This window comes from Syntrophus aciditrophicus SB (assembly GCF_000013405.1).
Classification (GTDB): domain Bacteria; phylum Desulfobacterota; class Syntrophia; order Syntrophales; family Syntrophaceae; genus Syntrophus; species Syntrophus aciditrophicus.
The window spans coordinates 660752-680537 of record NC_007759.1 but is presented as its reverse complement, the minus strand read 5'-3'; the positions used below and the strand labels follow the sequence as shown (position 1 = coordinate 680537).

The window sequence follows — 19786 nt, the reverse complement described above, 5'->3', positions numbered from 1 at the left end:
TTTATGTGGTATAAATTGCAGATACATACACTATATATTGTATCATGTCTATACAAAATAGTTTTCTACAGCCTGATCATGGCCATACAGGAATCGACAATATCCGAAGCTGCATAAATGTTTCCCAGACTGGCTGCTTTTGCTTCCATATCCTTAAGCAGGGAGGGATGAGAATAAAAATTCTGAATCTCATCCGCGAGTTTTTTCCCGGTAAGATCCTTTTCCGGGATCATTACGGCCGCCCCGGCCTTGAGGAGAACTTTGGCGTTTTCCGTCTGGTGATCCCCAATCGCATAGGGAAAGGGGATGAGGATCGCCGCCTTGCCGATGGCGGTGATCTCGGCAATTGAGGTGGCTCCCGCCCGGCAGATGAGGAGATCGGCAGCCTCGTATGCCGCTGCCATATCTCGAATGAAGGGAACAACACGGGCGGAAAACCCCTGTGCGCTATACGCGGCAGCCATGCTTTCACAATCCCGTTCCCCGGTTTGATGAACAATACGGAGACACCCCTTCAAAAGCTGCAGAAAAGGAAGGGCATCCTGAAACGCCGAATTGATTGCATGAGCTCCCTGACTTCCTCCGAAAACCAGCAGGGAAAATTGATCCCCGGTCTTTTCAAGAACCGGTTTCCCATTGAAGAAGGCGGCCCGGATCGGATTTCCTGAAACTGCAGCTTTTTTAGCGGAGAACCATTTCCCCCCGTCGGAAAAGCTGAGGAAAACACGATCAACAAACCGGCCCAGAATGCGATTGGTAAGTCCCGGGATGGAATTCTGTTCAGCAATAGCGGTCTTGATTCCCATCAGATGGGCTGCCATGACGGCTGGACCCGAAGCATAGCCTCCGACGCCGATAACGACATCCGGTCGGAAATCACGAATTATTTTCATCGACTGCATCAGGCTTCCCGGAAGTTTTAAAAGGGCCAGACTGGACCGCATCACTCCACGCCCTTTGATGCCTTCCACATTCAGCAGTTTCAGGCGGAAACCAAGGTCCTTCAGCACTTTTTTTTCAATCCCCCGCTTCGTTCCGACAAAAAGAACTCTGTTCTCCCTGTCTCGTCGTAGCAACTCCTCGGCAATTGCCACACCGGGAAACAGATGCCCGCCGGTCCCTCCACCGGCAATGATCACTCGAACAGTCATCAGGACTCTTCCTTTATTTCCGTATAAGTGGAGATGTTCAGAAGGATGCCCACAGCCGTCAGGCTCATCAGCAGCGACGTCCCGCCGTAACTGAGAAAGGGCAGCGCCAGACCTTTCAGGGGAATCAGCCCCATCACCCCTGCGATATTTATGACGGCTTCGAGGGCGATAATCATGGTCAGGCCGGCGGCAACGAGCGTTCCGAAAAGATCCGGAGCCCTGAAAGCGATAAAGAACCCCCGTACGATCAAAATCACGAACAAGGCAATGACCACCACCACCCCGACAAAGCCCGCTTCTTCGGCAATAATGGACAGGATGAAATCTGTATGAGGTTCAGGCAGATAGAAGAGCTTCTGCATACTGTCACCGACGCCGACGCCGAAAGCTCCGCCGGAACCGAAGGAAATGAGTGACTGGATAATCTGAAACCCGGTCTTCTGGGGATCCTTCCATGGATCGAGAAAGGCTGTCAACCTGTCCACGCGGTACCTTTCATGGATCAGGAACCAGATCCCTACGGGGATGAGTGCCGCCATTAAAGCGCCCAGATGAACCACCCTTGCGCCGGCCATATAGAGCATCAACAGCATGATGACCGAAATAATGGCGCAGGTGCCGAAGTCCGGTTCCAGAATGATCAGAGAGAGAACGACCCCCGTTACAGCCAGCGGCACGGCCACCCCGCGCTGAAAATTCTTCCGGTATTCGATCTTGCGGGTCATGAACTGAGCCATAAAGAGAATCATACAGATTTTCGCCAGCTCTGAAACCTGGAATGAAAAAAAACCCATCCGGAGCCACCTCGTTGCCCCTCCGGCACGAACCCCCAAATGAGGAACAAGAACAAGTGAAAGAAGGACGATACAGACCAGAATGCTTGGATAGGCTACCTGCCTCAGATAGGAATAAGGAATCCGGGACATCAGGATCATCATCCCGAATCCCAGAATGACAAAAACGATCTGCTTTTTGAGAAAATACCAGCCATCATGATGACTGGCTTTACTGGCCGCTGCCATGATGGAGCTTGAACTGTAGATCATGACGGTTCCGATGCTCACCAGAATCAGGACCACGAGCAGGAGAACAAGATCCGGTCGTTTATCGCCCTCCGGGAGATTGCGAAATGGCAGTTCCGGCAGCGAAAATCTTTTCAGAAAGCCGATCATGCAAAAGCCCTCACTTCTTCCTTAAAGAATCTCCCTCTTGCCTTATAATCTGCAAACTCATCAAAACTGGCACACCCGGGAGACAACAGGACGACATCCCCGGCACAAGCCTGCCGACGGGCGGCTGCAATGGCCTCCTTCAGGGAGGGCGTTAAAACGGTAGGAACGATCCCGCCGATCCGCTCCTGAATCCGTTCTCTCGCTTCGCCGAAAATCACCAGAGCCTTGACCCGGTCCTGTAAAAGGGCGCTCAGCGTTTCAAAATCTCCATCCTTGTCCCTTCCGCCCATCAGGAGAATGATCGGGTCCGAAAAGGTTTCTATGGCCCGTTTGACGGCCCCGACGTTGGTTCCCTTGGAATCGTCGTAAAACTTCACACCGCCAATCTCCCTTGTAAATTCAATGCGGTGGGCGATACCTGAAAAGCCGGATATCGCATTGATCACGTTTTCCGGACTGCAGCCGCAGGCCCGGGAGGCTAAAATGGCAGCCATGACATTCTCGACGTTGTGAGCCCCCGGCAAACGGATCATACTCAAAGGATAGAACTCCTGCTTTCCCTCTCCGTCGAGACAGATCAATCGATCCTTTTCCTGATAGAGACCGCGTTCAACCATCTTTGTGGTGCTGAAAAAAAAGACCGGTGATGACAGAGATTCTGCCAGCACAGCCGAATCCGGTTCGTCGGCATTCAGGATGGCCACATCCTGTTTTCCCTGATTGTTGAAAATTCTTTCCTTGACGGCCCGGTATGCCTCGAACGAACCGTGATAATTTACATGATCGCAGGTCGTATTCAGTAGAATGGACACAAAGGCGTGAAACTGATCCACCCATTGGAGCTGGAAGCTGCTGATCTCGACGACCGCGCAGTCGGCTGTCTGCGGCCCGGTCACGTACTCCACCAGCGGCGTCCCGATATTTCCACCCACGAAGACCTTTCTGCCGCTTCCGCTCAGTATTTCTCCGATAAGGCTCGTCGTGGTCGTCTTTCCATTCGTTCCGGTAATGGCGATCATGGGCGTCTGGAGATAACGGCAGGCCAGTTCGAGTTCGCTGATAACGGGGATACATCTCTTGACGGCTTCCTTCAGAACGGGATGAAACGGCGGCACGCCCGGCGAAGGCACAACGGCATCGACCTGGGCCAGCGCCGATATTCCATAATCCGCCAGTTCCACGCTTTGACCATGATCTTCGCCAAGTTTGGACAGTACGTCATTTTCCAGGGAAAGATTTTTTTCATCCGCCACGACGACCCGGGCGCCACGAGAAATCAGAAACCGCGCGGAGGCGACACCCGTTTTTCCCCAGCCGATTACCAGCATTCTCTGTCCTGATATATCCATGAAGAACATCCTATCGAAGTTTTAGTGTACTGATGGCCAGCAGGGCCAGCAGGATGGAAATGATCCAGAAGCGGACAATCACCTTCGGCTCCGCCCATCCCTTCAATTCAAAATGATGATGGATCGGAGCCATACGGAAGATGCGCTTCCCGTGGGAAAGCTTGAACCACCCGACCTGAAAGATAACCGAGAAGGTTTCCAGCACGAAAATCCCCCCTACGATGGCCAGCAGAATCTCCTGCTTGGTCACAATGGCCAGACAGCCAAGGGCGCCGCCGAGAGAGAGGGACCCGGTATCTCCCATGAAAACCTGGGCCGGATAGGTATTGTACCAGAGGAAACCGATACCCGCGCCCACGATTGCACCGCAGAAAATGCTCAATTCTCCGACGCCGGCCACACCGGGAATCTGCAGGTAGGAGGCAATCTTGAAATTGCCCGCGAAATAGGCAAAGAGCAGATAAGTCATGAAGCAGGTAATGGCCGGTCCGATGGCCAGACCATCCAGTCCGTCCGTTAAATTCACGGCATTCGCGGCCCCGACGATGATGAACGTGGAAAGAAAAATGTATCCCCACCCCAGATCCGGAAGCACGGTCTTGAAAAAAGGAATGGCGATGGTGGAATTGAACCCCGGCTTTGCGTAAAGGACAACGCTGACGAGAAGAGCGATGCACACTTCACAGGCCAGCCGAACCTTTCCGGAGACTCCCCGGGAACTCTGACGCGTCAGCTTACGGTAATCGTCGGCAAAGCCGATCAGTCCGTATCCCAGAGTTACCATCAGCACAAGCCAGACATAATCGATCGTGAGATTGGCCCAAAGCAATGTCGAAACGACGACGGCGAAAATAATCAGGACCCCCCCCATCGTCGGCGTCCCCTGTTTGGAAAGATGCGCTTCAGGGCCGTCATCCCGGATGACCTGTCCCATCTTCAATTCCCGAAGCTTCCGGATCAGCCAGGGGCCCAGCAGGAAACAGATGATCAGGGCGGTAATGGCTGCATATATCGTCCGGAACGTGATGTAGCGGAAGACATTAAAATAGGAATAGGTTGTATGCAGTGGATAGAGAAGGTGATAAAGCATTCTGTTTCAATCCGTTTATGCCGGAGTCCGATCAAGAATTTTCTTGACGATTTCTTCCATTTTCATCAGCCGCGATCCTTTGACAAGGATCCAGTCCCCCGCTTCGACGAAGGAGAGGACGTCATCGAGAATCTCTTCAGGGTCTTCAAAAAAAAGAATCCGCTCTTCCGTCATGCCGCCTTTGATCGCCCCGGCAGCCGTCGACCGGGAAAGGGAGCCTTTCAGAAAAAGGCGGTCCACATCAGTTGCGGCGGCCTCGCTCCCAACGGTTTCATGAAGCCGCTCCGCCTGGTCGCCAAGCTCCAGCATATCGGCGAGAACAACCACACTGCGATGGTTTCCCTTCAAAGTCTGGATCGTTTTCAGAGCTTCACGAACGGATGCCGGATTGGCATTATAGGTATCGTCAACGAGAAAAGCGCCATTCGGCAGGAAGTGGACTTCAAAACGAGCAGCTACAGGATGGAAGTTCCGGAGACCTTGGGAAATTTCATTAATGCCGATACCGGCAGCCCTGGACAGCGCAGCCGCGGCCAGGGCATTGTAAATGTTATGCATGCCGAATGCAGACAGGTGGACCACAGTGGACTCGGAGCCGGCATTCAAAGTAAAAGACTGCCCCGATTCACCCCACTTCGCAATATCAGATGCAGTCATATCAGCCCGGGATGTTATCCCGTATGTCAACATTTTACCCTGCCAAGACCGCCTCAAAGGGGCCATGGCCTCATCGTCCGCATTAAATACGGCCAGACCGGACTTTGGCATGGTGCCGTAGAGATCCCCTTTTTCCTCCCTGATGATCTCCAGGGTCTTCAGTCCTTCCAGATGGGCCGGGCCGATATTGGTAACGAGCCCGATATCAGGTTCCGCGATTTCTGTCAACCGTTTGATTTCACCCCTGGCATTGGTGCCCAACTCCACAAGGGCCAGATCGTGCCCTCGATGCATACGCAGCAGGGTCAACGGCAATCCGATCAGATTGTTCAGATTTCCCTCCGTTTTGAGCACGGAAAAAGTCTGTTCAAGGATCGCGGCGGTCATTTCTTTCGTCGTTGTCTTGCCTGAACTCCCGGTGATGGCTATCACCGGCCGCCCAACCGCTCTCCGCCAGAAACGGGCCAGATCCCCCAGAGCCTTCAGAGTATCGTCCACGAGAATCTTAAGGCAGCCGTCGGTCTTTTTTGAACCCGTCTCCAGAATAAAGGCATGATGGACATCCACAAGCACTCCACCAGCACCTTTCTTGACAGCGACATCCAGAAAATCATGCCCGTCAAAATTCGCTCCCTTCAGGGGAATATAGAGATTGCCTGCAACAAGCTGTCGGGTATCGGTTGATACACCACGGATGATGGAATCCGTGCTCCCCTGCAAAAGCGTTCCCCCCACCGCCTCAAGCAGCTCGTCAACAGAAAATTGTGGTGTTGAATTATGGTCCAAAAAAACCTCCCCGCCCCGGATCGACGATTTTTCTCTTTGGCTTTTTGAAGACTTTACATGCCCAAGCAGGCAATTCTTTTAATTCCAGATCAGCGATGATATCAAGACGGCAAGAATAGAAGAACTGGCGGACATCAGAAAAACATCACGGAAACGATAGCAAAGCCGGCAAAGAATGCGCTGTGATATGGAATTGGAATAAGGCCGATCACCTGGAAATCGGTTTGCCCCTTTCAGCCTGTTTTTTTTATGTATTCTGAAGGAATTCTTTTGCAACTGCGCGGTCATCAAAGAAAAGACGCTTCTCTCCAATGATCTGATAGTCTTCATGTCCTTTTCCCGCAATGAGAACAATATCGGAGGGACGTGCCGACCGGATTGCCGCTCCGATGGCCTCCCTCCGGTCCGGAATGACCACATATCCTCTGCCGGTCATTCCCCGGGACAGATCCTCCGAAGAGCCTTCAGGAATGGATTGGCTGTTAATGCCCACTTCAATATCCCGAATAATGGACAAGGGATCTTCCGATCTCGGATTATCAGAGGTCAGAATTGTCAGATCACTGTAATTTGTCGCCACCTTACCCATAAGGGGTCTCTTTCCCCGGTCGCGATCGCCACCGCAGCCAAACACCGTAATGATCCTTCCCCGCTTGAAAGGCGAAAGACTCTGAAGAACCCTGCGCAGGGCGTCGTCAGTGTGGGCGTAATCAACAAATACATCCGGCTGTGTCGAGCCGCTGACCTTCTCGAGACGTCCGGGAACGGCATTCATTGCACGCACTCCCCGCCGAATGGCCTCAATCGGCACGCGCAGGGCCACCGATGCCGAAACCGCGGCCAGCACATTGTACAGATTGAACTTGCCAATCAGCGCGGTGTCGACATCGAAGCTCATAGAGCCGACCACAATCTCCGCCCGAATGCCATCCAGAGAGAGATCAAAGGATGACGCCCGGATGTCGGCTTTCTCTTCAATTCCAAATGTCAGAGGCCGGGAAATCTCCCCCGTTTCTCGAATCAGGCGTTTTCCCCATGGATCGTCGGCATTCACGGCCATGGCGTAACGATGCTGTTTTCTACCGCCCGGAAGCACTTCCGAAAAAAACCTCTTTTTCGCCTGGAAATAATTCTCCATGGTTTTGTGATAATCCAGGTGATCCTGGGTAAGATTAGTGAAAATTCCCAGATCAAAATCACAATCATCGATGCGTCGGAGGTCGACGGCATGGGACGATACCTCGGCAACGAGATGCGTTACCCCATGGTCGACCATTTCCCGAATAATCCGCTGTAAATCCAGCGATTCCGGTGTTGTATTGGGTGCCTCCATGACGAGGCCGGGATAACGGTAATTAACAGTACCAAGGACGCCGCACGAAAAGCCGGCCGCCTGAAAAATTGACTCCAGGATATAGGTGACCGTGGTTTTCCCGTTCGTTCCCATCACCGCAACGGCAACCAGGCATCTGGAAGGATCCGCATAGAAATTTCTCGCCAGAAGCCCCAGGGTTCTCCGTCCGTTTTCCACTCTGACCACTGTAATTTCAGGAGGCATTGTCACTTCTTTTTCACAGACAATCACTTTTGCACCACAACGGACCGCATCATCGATATATTCATGTCCGTCGGATTTAAGACCCCTTATCGCCACGAACAGGGAATCGGGAGTACACTGCCGGGAATTGTAGCATACGGAACTCACGTTCACTTCACTGCCTGAAGGTCCGGAAATTCCCAGAATGTTGATTCCCTTCAACAAGATCGAAAGGTTCATTTCATAAAGGCCTTTTTAATTCCCGTGATCGAAGATCACGGAACAATGGGTTGAATGCGCTATCGGTGTGCCGGGTACCGGATGCTGTTTAACAGCCCATCCATTGCCCTCGATCCTGACTTCAATACCTCGTTTCCTCGCTGTTCTGAGAACATCCCGGATGCTCAGTCCGAGAAAATCAGGAATTAATGATTCATCTGCTTCCAAACTCGCTGCCGCATCAGCATTGATTATCCGGGAAGAAGAAACCAGACTGAGGCTGATGTCCGAGTTGTTGATGTTCTTTTCCTGCTCCATTCCGGGAAGAGGATTGGGACGGATATGGGTTTTAAAACACATCAGGATCTGTTCGCCGATAGCCTTGAAAACAGGGGCTGAAGCGACACCGCCCCACCGGTCCTTCTGTGGCTCGTCAAGAATGACCAGCATGGCAATCTGGGGATCCTCGGCCGGGAAAAATCCCATAAAAGAAGTTTTGACGCGTTCCGATGAATAAACACCCCGGGAAAAATCAAACTTCTGTGCGGTTCCCGTTTTTCCAGCAACAGAGACATTTTCAATCCGGGCGTTTTTTCCAGTGCCATCTTCCTGTCCGACCACATCCGTCATAATCGCGGTAAGACGCCTGGCTGTGTCCGGGGAAATGACCTGCCTTACAGCAGTTGGGGAATAATTGTGGACAATCTGCCCTTTTTTGTCCACAAGGGCTTTGACAACATACGGTTTCATCATCGTCCCCTGATTGGCAATCGTGGAAAGAGCAGTAATCATTTGAATGGCTGTAACCGAAACCCCCTGCCCGAAAGCGATGGTTGCCGCATCCACCCGCGTCCAGTTATCCACGGGACGCAGCAAGCCAGGAATTTCCCCGGGCAGATCGATTCCTGTCTTAGCTCCGAAGCCGAAAGCCCGGATATACTCATAAAATTTTTCTTTGCCCAGCTTTTCGGCTATTTTAACTGAGCCGATATTACTGGAATATTTAAGAATGTCATGAACCGTCAAAGCGCCGTGACGCTTACGGTTGGCTTCATGAATAACCCGGTTGGCAATGGTATAAGATCCATTTTCGCAATAGAAGCGATCATTTTCCCGGACAGTTCCCTCTTCAAGGGCGGCGGCAACGAGGAAAGGCTTGAACGTGGATCCGGGATCAAAACAATCGGTAATTACTTTATTTTTCTTATTATTGGAAGATACGCTCAGTAATACATTGGGGTCAAAACTTGGAGAATTGGCCAATGCGAGAATTTCACCGGTTTTGGGATCCATCACAATCGCCAGTCCGCCTTTGGCCCCTTTTTCCTGAACGGCGGCTTTGAGTTGGGATTCAACAAGATACTGGATTCGACTGTCTATTGTAAGAATCATATTGATACTTTCATCGGAAGACACAGAAGCTTTTTCAGCCCGGTGATATAGGATTCTTCCCTTCGCATCCCTAGTCCAGATCAATTTTTCCGGAGTGCCCTTAAGGTACTGATCATACTTGATCTCCAACCCCTCCAGCCCGACGGAATCCAACCCTACAAGACCAACCAACTGGCCAGCAAGATCTCCATTCGGGTAAAATCTCTTCGGCTCCTTGACAAGAAAAACTCCTTCGATTTTCGCTTCCTCAACTTTCTGAGCAAGCTCCGGCGGAATTCTGCGGGCAATCCAGCAGAAATTTTTTGAATGCAGAAGTTTTTTCATCACTACCTGCCGATCAATGTTAAGAAGCGATGTAATTCTTTCCGCTGCGTCAGCGGGACGGGCCATTTTTGAGGGATCGGCACAGACTGAATCAACCTGCAGGCTCGCCGCAATTTTTTCCCCATTCCGATCAAAGATGATCCCGCGCTCAGGCGGAAGGAGCAGGGTTTTGGTATGCTGCTTTTCTGCGAGAATCTTTAACGTTTCCCCGGACAGAATCTGAAGATGAAGAGCCCGTGAAAAAAGAGCGACAAATAAAATCACAAAAAAGACCAATAACGTCATCAGTCGAAATTTCAGCCATTTTTTCGATTCCGTGCTCATTGTTTGTCCCCGATTTCCCCAAGATGAATCACCTGTTCTCTTTGAGGGTACACCATCTGCAATTTCTCTTTCGCAATGGATTCGATACGATTCGGCGCCTTAAGTGTAGCGACCTCAACCTTTAATTTCCGCTGTTCTTCCAGAAGCTGTTCCTTACGGTTCATTTCCGCGGCAACCTTATACTCCAGATCCGTCATTCGCAGGTGCGACCAAACATACACAAGAGCTACTCCCATAAGAACAAAAGCGCCGATCATCAGGGATGAATATCTCAACCCCGTCGACTTTTTCTGTTCCTGATGTTCAATCTGGGATGTCCTGGCTGGGATTTCGTCAACCGGCAAGCTCTAAATCCTTTCCGCAGTTCGAAGCCGCGCGCTCCGCGACCGGGGATTAGCTTCAACCTCATCCCGGCAGGGAGATATCGGTTTCCGGGTGATGACCTTTAACCGGGGACTTTGTCCGCAGGCACAAACCGGCATATCAGCCGGACAGATGCACCCTTTTTCCAGGGAACGAAAGCCATTCTTTACCAAGCTGTCTTCCAGCGAGTGAAAAGAAATGATGGAAAACCGTCCACCCGGTTTGAGACAGTCGGTACTGTCGAAAATGGCTCGATGTAGATTCGAAAGTTCGTTATTAATGTAAATTCTGAGAGCCTGGAAGGTCCGGGTTGCGGGATGAATTTTTTTGTGCCGAAAGCCCCCGGGCAATGCGCCCGCCACAATGGCTGCCAGTTGAGTCGTTGACTTGATCGGAGTATCTTTCCGCTTCTCGGCAATCGCCCGGGCGATTCGACCTGCCATGATTTCTTCTCCGTATTTTCGGATGATATCCTTCAATTCTCGCTCAGAACAGGTATTGACAACATCATACGCGCTTCGGCCGGCTTCGGAATCCATGCGCATATCCAGCGGGGCATCCTTCAGCAGGCTGAACCCTCGTTCCGCCGCATCCAACTGGTGGGAAGAGACTCCAAGGTCAAGCAGAATACCGTCAACCTGCAGGATTTTCAGGTCTGCAAGCACTTTTCGCATGTCGGCATAATTTGCCTTGACAAGCGTTTTCCGTCGGCCAAAAGGCATCAGGCGCTTCTCTGCAGCCTGCAGGGCGTCGCCATCGACATCCATTCCCAGAAGGAAGCCATCCGGTGCCGATCTCTCCAGAATCAAGGCGGCATGTCCTCCGCCACCCACCGTTCCGTCAACGTAAATCCCGCCACCGCGGCAGTTAAGGGAGGCAATGGCCTCTTCAAGCAACACGGGCTCATGATAGGAATACTTCCCTTCCGGCATTTTCAGAGACCGAGCTCCGTCATGTAATCCCCGAAATTACTGAGACTTCCTGAGGTATTCAGACGATCCGCTTCATAGAGATCCCTGTCCCATATTTCAATGACCCTGAGCATACCGGCAAGGACAATATCTTTTTCAAGTTTTGCGTAGATGCGAAGATTGGGGGGAATCAGGACCCGACCCTGATTGTCGATGGTACAGCTCACTGCGCCGGCCATGAAAAAGCGCTGAAAGGCCCGGGATTCCTTTTTCAGCAGGGGGTACCGCCGGACTTTTTCTTCGATGATCGACCATTCCTTATCCGGAAAGACCATCAGATAGCCGTCCCATTTGGTGATAATCAGGCGACTGTCATAGTCCGCTGCAAGAACCTCGCGCAGTTTCGCAGGAAAGATAACCCGTCCTTTTTCATCAATGGTGTGGTAATACTCTCCCCGGAAACCGCCCATCCCCGCCTATTCCTCCACATCACGCCACTTCACTCCACCGGGGTATGAATATAAAGAGGGGCTTGCGGTTTGTCAAGAAAAAATCACTCGACTTTTCCCTTTGCAAGTCGATATCTTACAACAGCCTGATTGTGTTCTTTCAATGTGGAGGAAAACTGGTGGGAACCGTTGCAATTGGAAACAAAATAAAGGTAATCCACTTTGGCCGGAGTGACCGCGGCCAGCAGGGAATCTCTACCTGGATTGGCGATCGGGCCAGGCGGCAAACCTTCGATATGATAAGTATTGTAAGGCGTCATCAGCAGCAGATGCCGACGTTTGATCTCTCCGTCAAAGGGCGCCATATGGTAGACTGCTGTGGGATCACTTTGAAGGCGCATGCCTTTCTTCAAACGGTTGTGAAAAACCGCTGCGATAAGGGGTTTCTCATCACTGAAGCCTGTCTCCTTGCCGATCAGGGAAGCCAGAGTAACAAACTCGTTCATGGTCATGCCCATCTGCTGAACCTTTTCTCTCATCTCCGGGGTAACCACTTTCCAGAATTGTTCCACCATGCGGCGAATAATCTGTCCCGGACTTATGGCCGAGTCAAAGAAATAGGTATCCGGATAAAGGTAACCCTCCGCAGTGTCCCCTTCAATCCCCAGACTCCGCAGAAAGGTCCGGTCCGTTGTCAGGGCCAGGAATTTTTTTTCATCCACCAGATGCAGAGCGGCCAGATGGGCTGCTATTTCCTTTAAATTCAGATCTTCCCGGATCGTAATCCGGCGTATTTTTATATCTCCCTGTGACAGCCTGTTTACCATCTCCAGGGGGGTCATCCTGCCGGAAAATTCATACTCACCGGCCCGTAAATTTCTTGCGGCGCCCTTTGTCAAAATCAGGATGTAAAAAAAGGGAGGATTGCGGACAAGCCCCGCCTGCTGAAGTTTATCCACGACCTGTAAGAATCCGGTCCCCGGCAGAATTCTTACGGCGGTCACGGGAAGATCCGGATTTACGGGCCGGTCGACATAGAAGAGAAACCACGCCGCCAGAAGATAAAGCAGTGCCAGCAGAAGACCCGTAAAAAGCTTTTTTTTCTTCTTCCTTTTTTTTCTCATTTCACGACTCATTTGCATCGCAGGCATCCGAAGGAATTTTTTCTTGCGATATGGCATCCAGATAGGATTGAAGGATCAGACTGGCAGCCAGGCGATCAACGACTCCCCTTCTTTTTCTTGGGGGAACCCCGGAGCGGGACAGGATCTCTTCCGCCTCCTTCGTCGTCAGGGTTTCATCCCACCGAATGACAGGAATACCGAGGGCGGCTTCCAGACGGCGGGCAAAGCGGACAACCTTTTCGCACTGAATTCCTTCCGTGCCATCAAGTCGCAGGGGATAGCCGATAACGATTTTCTCCACATCGTAGGTCCGGACCAGAGACGCAATGATCCCGACATCATTTCGCCAGGATTTCCTGATTACGGTGGTCAAAGCCTGAGCCGTCAGCCCCAGTTCATCACAGAGGGCAACTCCGATCCGCTTCTCACCGTAATCAAGTCCCAAGATGCGCATGACCGCAGCTCCTTTTTGGCGAACTGATTAACAATACCCTCTGTTCTTTGCAACAGAAAAATAGATTGCGCCGGAATAAACCGTGCTGAATACGGGGATTCCCGACGCCTCCTTACTCAAAATGTGAATTTAAGGATTATAACATCCTTGAAAATTATGTCTTTTTAGTATAATCCGACACTTATCCAATTATTATAAGTTCCAAAATTCAGGAGGATACATGACTGAAATCATTGAAGTTCATGCAAGAGAAATACTGGATTCAAGAGGAAACCCCACAGTGGAAGCTGAAGTCACCCTGCTTTCGGGCATATCCGGCCGGGCATCGGTACCGTCCGGAGCTTCAACGGGGGAACACGAAATGCTCGAATTAAGAGACGGAGATCCGAAGAGATATCTGGGGAAAGGCGTTACTCAGGCAGTCAATAACGTCATCGAAAAAATCGCTCCGGAAATCGTCGGGATGGATTGCCTGAACCAGAGGGATATTGATTATACAATGATCGCCCTGGATGGTACGGAAAATAAAGGAGCCCTTGGCGCCAACGCCATTCTCAGCGTGTCCATTGCCTGTGCCAAGGCAGCGGCGGCGGTGGTGGAACTGCCCCTCTATCGATACCTCGGCGGCGTCCAGGCCAAGGATATCCCCGTCCCCATGATGAACATCATCAATGGCGGTCAGCATGCCGACAACAACGTCGATATTCAGGAATTCATGATCATGCCCGTGGGGGCTCCGACCTTCAGGGAAGGTCTGCGCATGAGCGCCGAAGTCTTCCATAATCTCAAGGCCGTTCTGAAAGGCAAGGGATATAACACGGCCGTCGGTGATGAAGGGGGTTTTGCTCCCAACCTGGCATCCAATGAAGAGGCACTGGCTGTGATCATGGCGGCCATTACCCGGGCAGGCTATGAGCCGGGAAAAGATATCGCCATCGCCCTGGACGCCGCCGCCAGTTCTTTTTATGAAAAGGGGAAATACATTCTTGCTGCGGAGAAAAAACCGGAAAAGACCGCTGATGAAATGATCCGCTTTTACGAAGATCTGGCCAACCGCTACCCCATCATCTCTCTGGAAGACGGCCTTGCGGAAGACGACTGGGAGGGCTGGAAGGCTCTCACGCAGGCCATGGGGTCACGGATTCAGATTGTTGGAGATGATCTTTTCGTTACAAACAAGAAACGTCTTGAACAAGGAATTTCCAAAGGTATCGCCAATTCCATTCTGATCAAGCTGAATCAGATCGGTTCCCTGACGGAAACCCTGGAAACCATTCAGACCGCAAAAGAGGCTGGATATACGAATGTTGTCTCCCATCGCTCCGGGGAAACGGAAGACAGTTTCATGGCTGATGTCGCCGTCGCAGCCAACTGTGGTCAGATCAAGAGCGGTTCACTCTCTCGAAGTGAACGTCTGGCCAAATACAATCAACTGCTGCGGATCGAAGAGGAGCTTGGCGACCGCGCTGTTTATCGAGGCAGGTCCGCACTCTATTCAGTCCGTTAGGCTTTGGCAAAAGGAACTGAACAGTAACGGAAGACAACCCCAAAATCCTGATTTTTTACAATCCCTGAAGGTGGGAACAGAATCTCCCTGTCTTCAGGGATTGTAATTTTTAGTTCATGCCCCTTTTTCTTCATCCGACTGACTGATGGTGTCGGCTTCTCCTCCCATTATCCTCATACCTGTGATCTTAGCTCGTTTCTCATTGTCACCATTTTGAATACAAACGGACAGGGGCAACTGCTCCGGGTCCATTCTGATTGTTTGATCATCATGAACCTCCGCTGCAGATTTCGCGCAACCGTATTGCATTCCGAACCGCATTGCCTTCAAAGTCATTATCGAAGAAAACCCAGGTCTCGCGGGACCAGCCCCGTATCATCTCAGCCCATCCCCGTAATTCTTCTTCCGTATATAAGGACGCATACAATCTCCGTGATCCATGAAGCCGGAGATAGACATAATCCGCAGTCACGGCTGTTCGCATCGGATAGCGCCCCGCGGTATCGGAAATGCAGAAGGCCACATTGTGCTGTCGGAGAAGTTCCATAAACTCATCCTGCATCCAGGAACCATGGCGGACTTCAATGGCATGTTTCCGCGAGAGATCAAGAAGACCAAGAAAATGACGGACCAGCGAATTTTCGTAAATGAGACTCGGTGGAAGCTGAATGACAATCGGGCCCAATTTATCGCCAAGGGACGAAACTGCATCATAAAAACGGGACATCGCCTCTTCCACATTTTTTAACCGCAGGATGTGTGTGATATAATGATTCATTTTGACGGTCCAGATAAATCCTGCCGGCGTTCGCGCACTCCACCTCCGGAAGGTCTCCGCATCAGGCAGTCGATAGAAGCTGACATTCAGCTCCAGAACGTCAAAATGACGGGCATAGTATTCCAACCATTTTGCTTTGGGACACTCCAGAGGGTAAAAGCGACCCTGCCAATGGGGATAAATCCAGCCGGAAGTCCCAATGCGCACAGACGGAAACAATGAACTTTTTCCCATTCCTGATCAATGCCTCAAAAAACCGCAGTCATCGCGCTGAAAATTCCTTGACGGAATCAGGACTTTCCCATAGGGTTGCCTTCCGTCGCCGGGAAGTTATTCTAAAATTACAGTTTTTCAACTTCAGCAGGAATCCGCGGAAACGATTAAACGAAAATAAAAAAATGAGAGGGAAATATTTGTGAACAATTTTGTCGAAAAGCCGCTGAATGAAATTCAGTTCAGTCAGGACAACCTCTATCGGGAAGATTCCTTCACCGATCTGCGTTTGGGTTCGATCCGCATGCTGACTCCTGTAAAACCTGATGGCACAGTCGATACCTCCCGCACTCCACTGTTCATCGGACAGGCCCAGTTCATGTCCCCGGGCGGCCCCCTCCCTGTTCAGGGCCCCATTGAGGCGAAATCGCTGACGGAAGCTATGGAAAAATTTTCCGAGGCCATGGAACAGGCGTTAAATGTCATGATCTCAGAATCCAGGGAGATGCAGCGACGGGAAGAATCGGGACTTATTCTCCCAGGCAGATAACACATACTTTTCAGAATATTAGAATATTAATTACAGGCAGGCAGATGAAAACAGTCCTCTTCCTTGCAGGACCGGTTACTATCTGTTCAATTTAAAACAAGCCGATATTCCCGGACAAGCATGCTGGTTCTATGGTCCATTCTCAGGAAACTCATCCGGAAATCGCTGCCTCATATAATGTTCCACGTAGTCGCGGATCTCCGTCGCGGAGTGCAATATCAGGACTTTATCCAGCAGTTCGCGGGATTCCTTCAACGTGGAATTCTGGATGATCTTTTTCATTCGAGGAATCGCCAGGGGATTCATACTCAGTTCATCCAGTTCAAGACCGAGAAGAATCAGTGCATAGAGGGGTTCTCCAGCCATCTCGCCGCACATCTCTACCCGGATGCCATTTCGGTGACCAGCGCTGACAATTTGCTGGATCAATCTCAATACGGCGGGATGGAGGGGCTCGTATAGATAACCGACACGTTCATTGATCCGGTCGATCGCCAGAACATACTGAATGAGATCGTTGGTGCCAATGCTGAAGAAATCCACTTCTTTCGCCAACTCATCCGCAACAATGCCTGCGGACGGCACTTCAATCATGACCCCGATTTCAATATCACGGCCTACGGGGATGTCTTCTTCAATCAGATCGCGCATGACATCGTTGAAAATTCGTTTGGCTTCGCGGATTTCTTCGATACCTGAAATCATGGGAAACATGATGCGGGTTTTACCATAAGCGCTTGCGCGTATGATCGCGCGCAATTGAACCTTGAACTGCTCCACTTCCTTCAGGCAGAAACGAATCGCCCGCAATCCCAACTGAGGGTTCATTTCTTTTGCCAGCTTCGGATCGGAGGTAAACTTGTCGCCTCCCAGATCGAAGGTTCGAATCGTCGACCATCTTAACCCCTCGACTCCGACCACCTGATGGTAATGTGCAAAATGTTCCTCCTCCGTCGGCAACTGATCTCGATTGATATAAATGAATTCCGTCCGATAAAGACCGATGCCTTCAGCGCCGTGAAGAACCGCCGACGGGATTTCTTCGATAAATTCGATATTGCTGCCGATATCAACCCGGTAGTGATCTTTCGTCATGGCAGGAAGATGGGCATATTTCAGAAAATCCTCCTGTATGGTTTCATATTGTCTCTTTTTCTCCTGATACCGTCGGGCAACTTCCGGGTCGGGATTGACGATAATCAAACCGGAGGCTCCGTCAATGATCAAATCGTCATTGGTTTTAACGACGCGGGTAATGTTTTTCAAACCCACAACGGCAGGAATTGCAATCGAGCGGGCTACGATGGCGGTATGCGATGTTTTACCGCCCATATCCGTAGCAAAACCCAGGACCTTGTGAACCATCATCTGGGCCGTATCCGCGGGAGAAAGATCAGAAGATACCACAATGACCTCTTCGCTGATTTCCGAGAAGGGCCCCCTTTTTTTTCCGGCAAGATTGCGGAGAATCATTTTCCCCACATACTGGATATCACTGAAGCGACTCCGGATATATTCATCCTCCACGCGGTCAAACAATTCACGGTATTTTTCCGTGGTCATTTGAACCGCCCATTCGGCATTGACGCACGATTGCCGGATATGCTCAACGGTGTGCCTGATAAAGGCCTTATCCCGTAAAAGCATAATATGGACATCAATGATATACAGAGGTTCCGGACCGATAACTCCATGAATTCCATTTTTTATTTCAAGAAGCTGCCGCTCCGATTCCTTCAGGGCATCCTTGAAACGTCTGATCTCCTTGGTAATGAGACTCTTATCACTCAACTTGTAAAACGAGACCTCACTCCCCAGAGGATCGAAAAGAAAAGCCTTGCCAGAGGCGATACCCGGCGAAACACCAACACCCTTCAATACGAAAGTTTTTTTGATTTCATCCGTTGTATTCATGTTTCACCAAATTTACTCTCGAAAAGCTGCTCCAGATTATCCATAGCCTGAAGAGCATCGGCACCCTCCACCCGTACAGTTACCCGGCTCCCCTGAGGGCAGGCCAGTGTAAGGATGCCCAGAAGGCTTTTACCATTGACTTCCTGTCCATCTCTTTCCAGAAAGATTCTTGATTTGAACCCTCTGGCAACAGTGACAAGTTTTGCCGCAACACGGGCATGAAGGCCCAGTTTATTTTTTAGTTCAAACGTCCTGATTACGATCATTTCATTGTAAAGATAGAAAAATAATAATCACCATTCCATAAAGAATGTGCAGAGGAGATATTCCTTTCCTGATGCCCCAGAAGCATAACAGGATACAGAGAAGAGCCCCGATTTTCATCACAATCCCCCCCCAGGGAAGCATAAAAGGAACAGTCTCCCCGGAGGAAAACAGGACAGACAGAAGAGAGAGAACAGACAAAGATACCCATCGGATTCTGCCTGATTTTTTTGGCAGATCGAGACGCCGTACAAAATCGATCCCCTGCCTTCCTAATCGATAGCCTTCGGCAAATCCTTTCCACCGAATCCATAAATGAACGGTATTATACAAAAAAAAAGCTACCAAGGGCGCGGTCAGATAACCCTGAACAGCAAAAAACACACCGGTCAGAGCTGACATGGGACGATATGCCCCCCAGAAAAATGAATCCCCGATGGCTGCGTAAGGGCCACTCAGGGTGCTTTTCAAGGTCAGGGCGTCTTCGTTGGTGACTGTTTTTTCATCCTTGAGATTTTCTTCTTCAATATGAATAACCGATCCCAGAATGGGCCCGGTCATATAAGGATGGCTGTTAAACAATTGCATGTGACGGGAGAGCAGAATCTGCATGCGCTTCTGATCTTTGCCAAACAACCTGCCGATTGGAATTAAGGCATAGGTAAACCCGAGATTCTGCATCCGCCAGAAATTAAAGGACGCCTGAATCAGGAGGGAACGCAAAAATATTGAAATCAAAAGAGAAGATCTCATAAAAGATCCCTTATCCGCTGCGACGCTGTTGGGTAACATGAAAATAACGCAAAGTCAATTCATTCAGCACAGACTGAAGTGAACATCCATTTTCATGAGGGGCAACTTATAAGTTTCTCTTGACATGATCCGATTGTTCTGTTAGTAACCCGCGTTTTAAATAAATAAAAATAACGAGGTAACTTTCATGCTTTGTCAAACGATCAAAAAGGGAACCGATTGCGGGTTCATGACTAAAAAAGGATGCACTTATGAAGGGGGCGCCTGCAATCCCATCGTCGACAGTTGTGTGGGATGCAACAAAATCGCTGAATTTGAAAGCGGACAGTATTGCAAACTTTATCCTGAACCAGCCTTAAAATGGCTCAAAGGCAAATGCCCCAGCGCTTCTCACGTCAAACTGGAGATTAAAGAGGCGCAGCAGATCAATCCGTTGAAGGCATCAAAGCGGTCTTCCAAGAAAAAATAGCCTCGGCACATCGGCAAAATATCATGAAAACCAGCA

Annotated in this window: 19 protein-coding genes; 3 read left to right on the top strand and 16 right to left on the bottom strand. The window is 50.4% G+C overall.

The window, feature by feature from the left end; genetic code table 11:
- Positions 1-65 precede the first annotated feature (65 nt).
- From murG to ruvX, 12 genes are all read right to left on the bottom strand, one after another.
- Complete coding sequence (gene murG / locus SYN_RS03245; protein WP_011416594.1) at positions 66-1151, bottom strand: undecaprenyldiphospho-muramoylpentapeptide beta-N-acetylglucosaminyltransferase; 1086 nt, start codon at positions 1149-1151, stop codon at positions 66-68.
- On the bottom strand, positions 1151-2323 hold the full coding sequence (gene ftsW / locus SYN_RS03240) for a putative lipid II flippase FtsW (RefSeq protein ID WP_011416593.1): 1173 nt from the start codon (positions 2321-2323) through the stop codon (positions 1151-1153). The genes murG and ftsW overlap by 1 nt, the downstream gene beginning before the upstream one ends.
- Complete coding sequence (gene murD / locus SYN_RS03235) at positions 2320-3672, bottom strand: UDP-N-acetylmuramoyl-L-alanine--D-glutamate ligase (protein WP_041585314.1); 1353 nt, start codon at positions 3670-3672, stop codon at positions 2320-2322. The genes ftsW and murD overlap by 4 nt, the downstream gene beginning before the upstream one ends.
- A gap of 10 nt (positions 3673-3682) precedes the next feature.
- Entirely contained in the window at positions 3683-4762 is a 1080-nt protein-coding gene (gene mraY, locus SYN_RS03230; protein ID WP_011416591.1) for a phospho-N-acetylmuramoyl-pentapeptide-transferase, read from the bottom strand.
- A 15-nt stretch (positions 4763-4777) separates the two neighbouring features.
- Positions 4778-6205, bottom strand: a complete 1428-nt coding sequence (gene murF, locus SYN_RS03225) for a UDP-N-acetylmuramoyl-tripeptide--D-alanyl-D-alanine ligase (protein ID WP_011416590.1) — start codon at positions 6203-6205, stop codon at positions 4778-4780.
- 247 nt (positions 6206-6452) lie between these two features.
- Entirely contained in the window at positions 6453-7982 is a 1530-nt protein-coding gene (locus SYN_RS03220) for a UDP-N-acetylmuramoyl-L-alanyl-D-glutamate--2,6-diaminopimelate ligase (RefSeq protein WP_011416588.1), read from the bottom strand.
- A gap of 15 nt (positions 7983-7997) precedes the next feature.
- Positions 7998-10001, bottom strand: a complete 2004-nt coding sequence (locus SYN_RS03215) for a penicillin-binding protein (RefSeq protein ID WP_011416587.1) — start codon at positions 9999-10001, stop codon at positions 7998-8000.
- A complete protein-coding gene (gene ftsL, locus SYN_RS03210; RefSeq protein WP_011416586.1) occupies positions 9998-10345 on the bottom strand; it encodes a cell division protein FtsL in 348 nt (115 codons plus the stop codon). Before ftsL ends, SYN_RS03215 begins: the two co-directional genes overlap by 4 nt.
- A gap of 3 nt (positions 10346-10348) precedes the next feature.
- The gene (rsmH, locus tag SYN_RS03205) at positions 10349-11296 is read right to left on the bottom strand and encodes a 16S rRNA (cytosine(1402)-N(4))-methyltransferase RsmH (protein ID WP_011416585.1); all 948 of its coding nucleotides are present in this window, start codon (positions 11294-11296) and stop codon (positions 10349-10351) included.
- Between the two features lie 2 nt (positions 11297-11298).
- Entirely contained in the window at positions 11299-11745 is a 447-nt protein-coding gene (gene mraZ / locus SYN_RS03200) for a division/cell wall cluster transcriptional repressor MraZ (RefSeq protein ID WP_011416584.1), read from the bottom strand.
- A gap of 83 nt (positions 11746-11828) precedes the next feature.
- Complete coding sequence (gene mltG, locus SYN_RS03195; protein ID WP_041584666.1) at positions 11829-12848, bottom strand: endolytic transglycosylase MltG; 1020 nt, start codon at positions 12846-12848, stop codon at positions 11829-11831.
- Position 12849: 1 nt separating this feature from the next.
- Positions 12850-13302 carry a Holliday junction resolvase RuvX gene (gene ruvX, locus SYN_RS03190; protein WP_011416582.1) on the bottom strand — a complete coding sequence of 151 codons (453 nt, stop codon included), beginning with the start codon at positions 13300-13302 and terminating at the stop codon, positions 12850-12852.
- Positions 13303-13522: 220 nt separating this feature from the next.
- Between ruvX and eno the strand changes: the two genes are divergently transcribed.
- Complete coding sequence (eno, locus tag SYN_RS03185) at positions 13523-14809, top strand: phosphopyruvate hydratase (RefSeq protein ID WP_011416581.1); 1287 nt, start codon at positions 13523-13525, stop codon at positions 14807-14809.
- Between the two features lie 268 nt (positions 14810-15077).
- On the opposite strand, the gene SYN_RS03180 is transcribed toward eno, so the two are convergent.
- Entirely contained in the window at positions 15078-15806 is a 729-nt protein-coding gene (locus SYN_RS03180) for a DUF72 domain-containing protein (RefSeq protein ID WP_158302903.1), read from the bottom strand.
- Between the two features lie 196 nt (positions 15807-16002).
- Here SYN_RS03180 and SYN_RS03175 point away from each other — a divergent pair, with 196 nt between their 5' ends.
- A complete protein-coding gene (locus SYN_RS03175; RefSeq protein WP_011416578.1) occupies positions 16003-16350 on the top strand; it encodes a hypothetical protein in 348 nt (115 codons plus the stop codon).
- A gap of 129 nt (positions 16351-16479) precedes the next feature.
- On the opposite strand, the gene ptsP is transcribed toward SYN_RS03175, so the two are convergent.
- The 3 genes from ptsP to SYN_RS15020 are packed head-to-tail and all read right to left on the bottom strand — an operon-like array spanning position 16480 to position 19266.
- Entirely contained in the window at positions 16480-18264 is a 1785-nt protein-coding gene (gene ptsP / locus SYN_RS03170) for a phosphoenolpyruvate--protein phosphotransferase (protein WP_011416577.1), read from the bottom strand.
- Complete coding sequence (locus tag SYN_RS03165) at positions 18261-18530, bottom strand: HPr family phosphocarrier protein (protein WP_011416576.1); 270 nt, start codon at positions 18528-18530, stop codon at positions 18261-18263. Before SYN_RS03165 ends, ptsP begins: the two co-directional genes overlap by 4 nt.
- Position 18531: 1 nt before the next feature.
- On the bottom strand, positions 18532-19266 hold the full coding sequence (locus SYN_RS15020) for a PTS system mannose/fructose/sorbose family transporter subunit IID (protein ID WP_158302902.1): 735 nt from the start codon (positions 19264-19266) through the stop codon (positions 18532-18534).
- A gap of 202 nt (positions 19267-19468) precedes the next feature.
- Here SYN_RS15020 and SYN_RS03155 point away from each other — a divergent pair, with 202 nt between their 5' ends.
- A complete protein-coding gene (locus tag SYN_RS03155) occupies positions 19469-19750 on the top strand; it encodes a PxxKW family cysteine-rich protein (protein ID WP_011416574.1) in 282 nt (93 codons plus the stop codon).
- Positions 19751-19786: the final 36 nt, after the last annotated feature.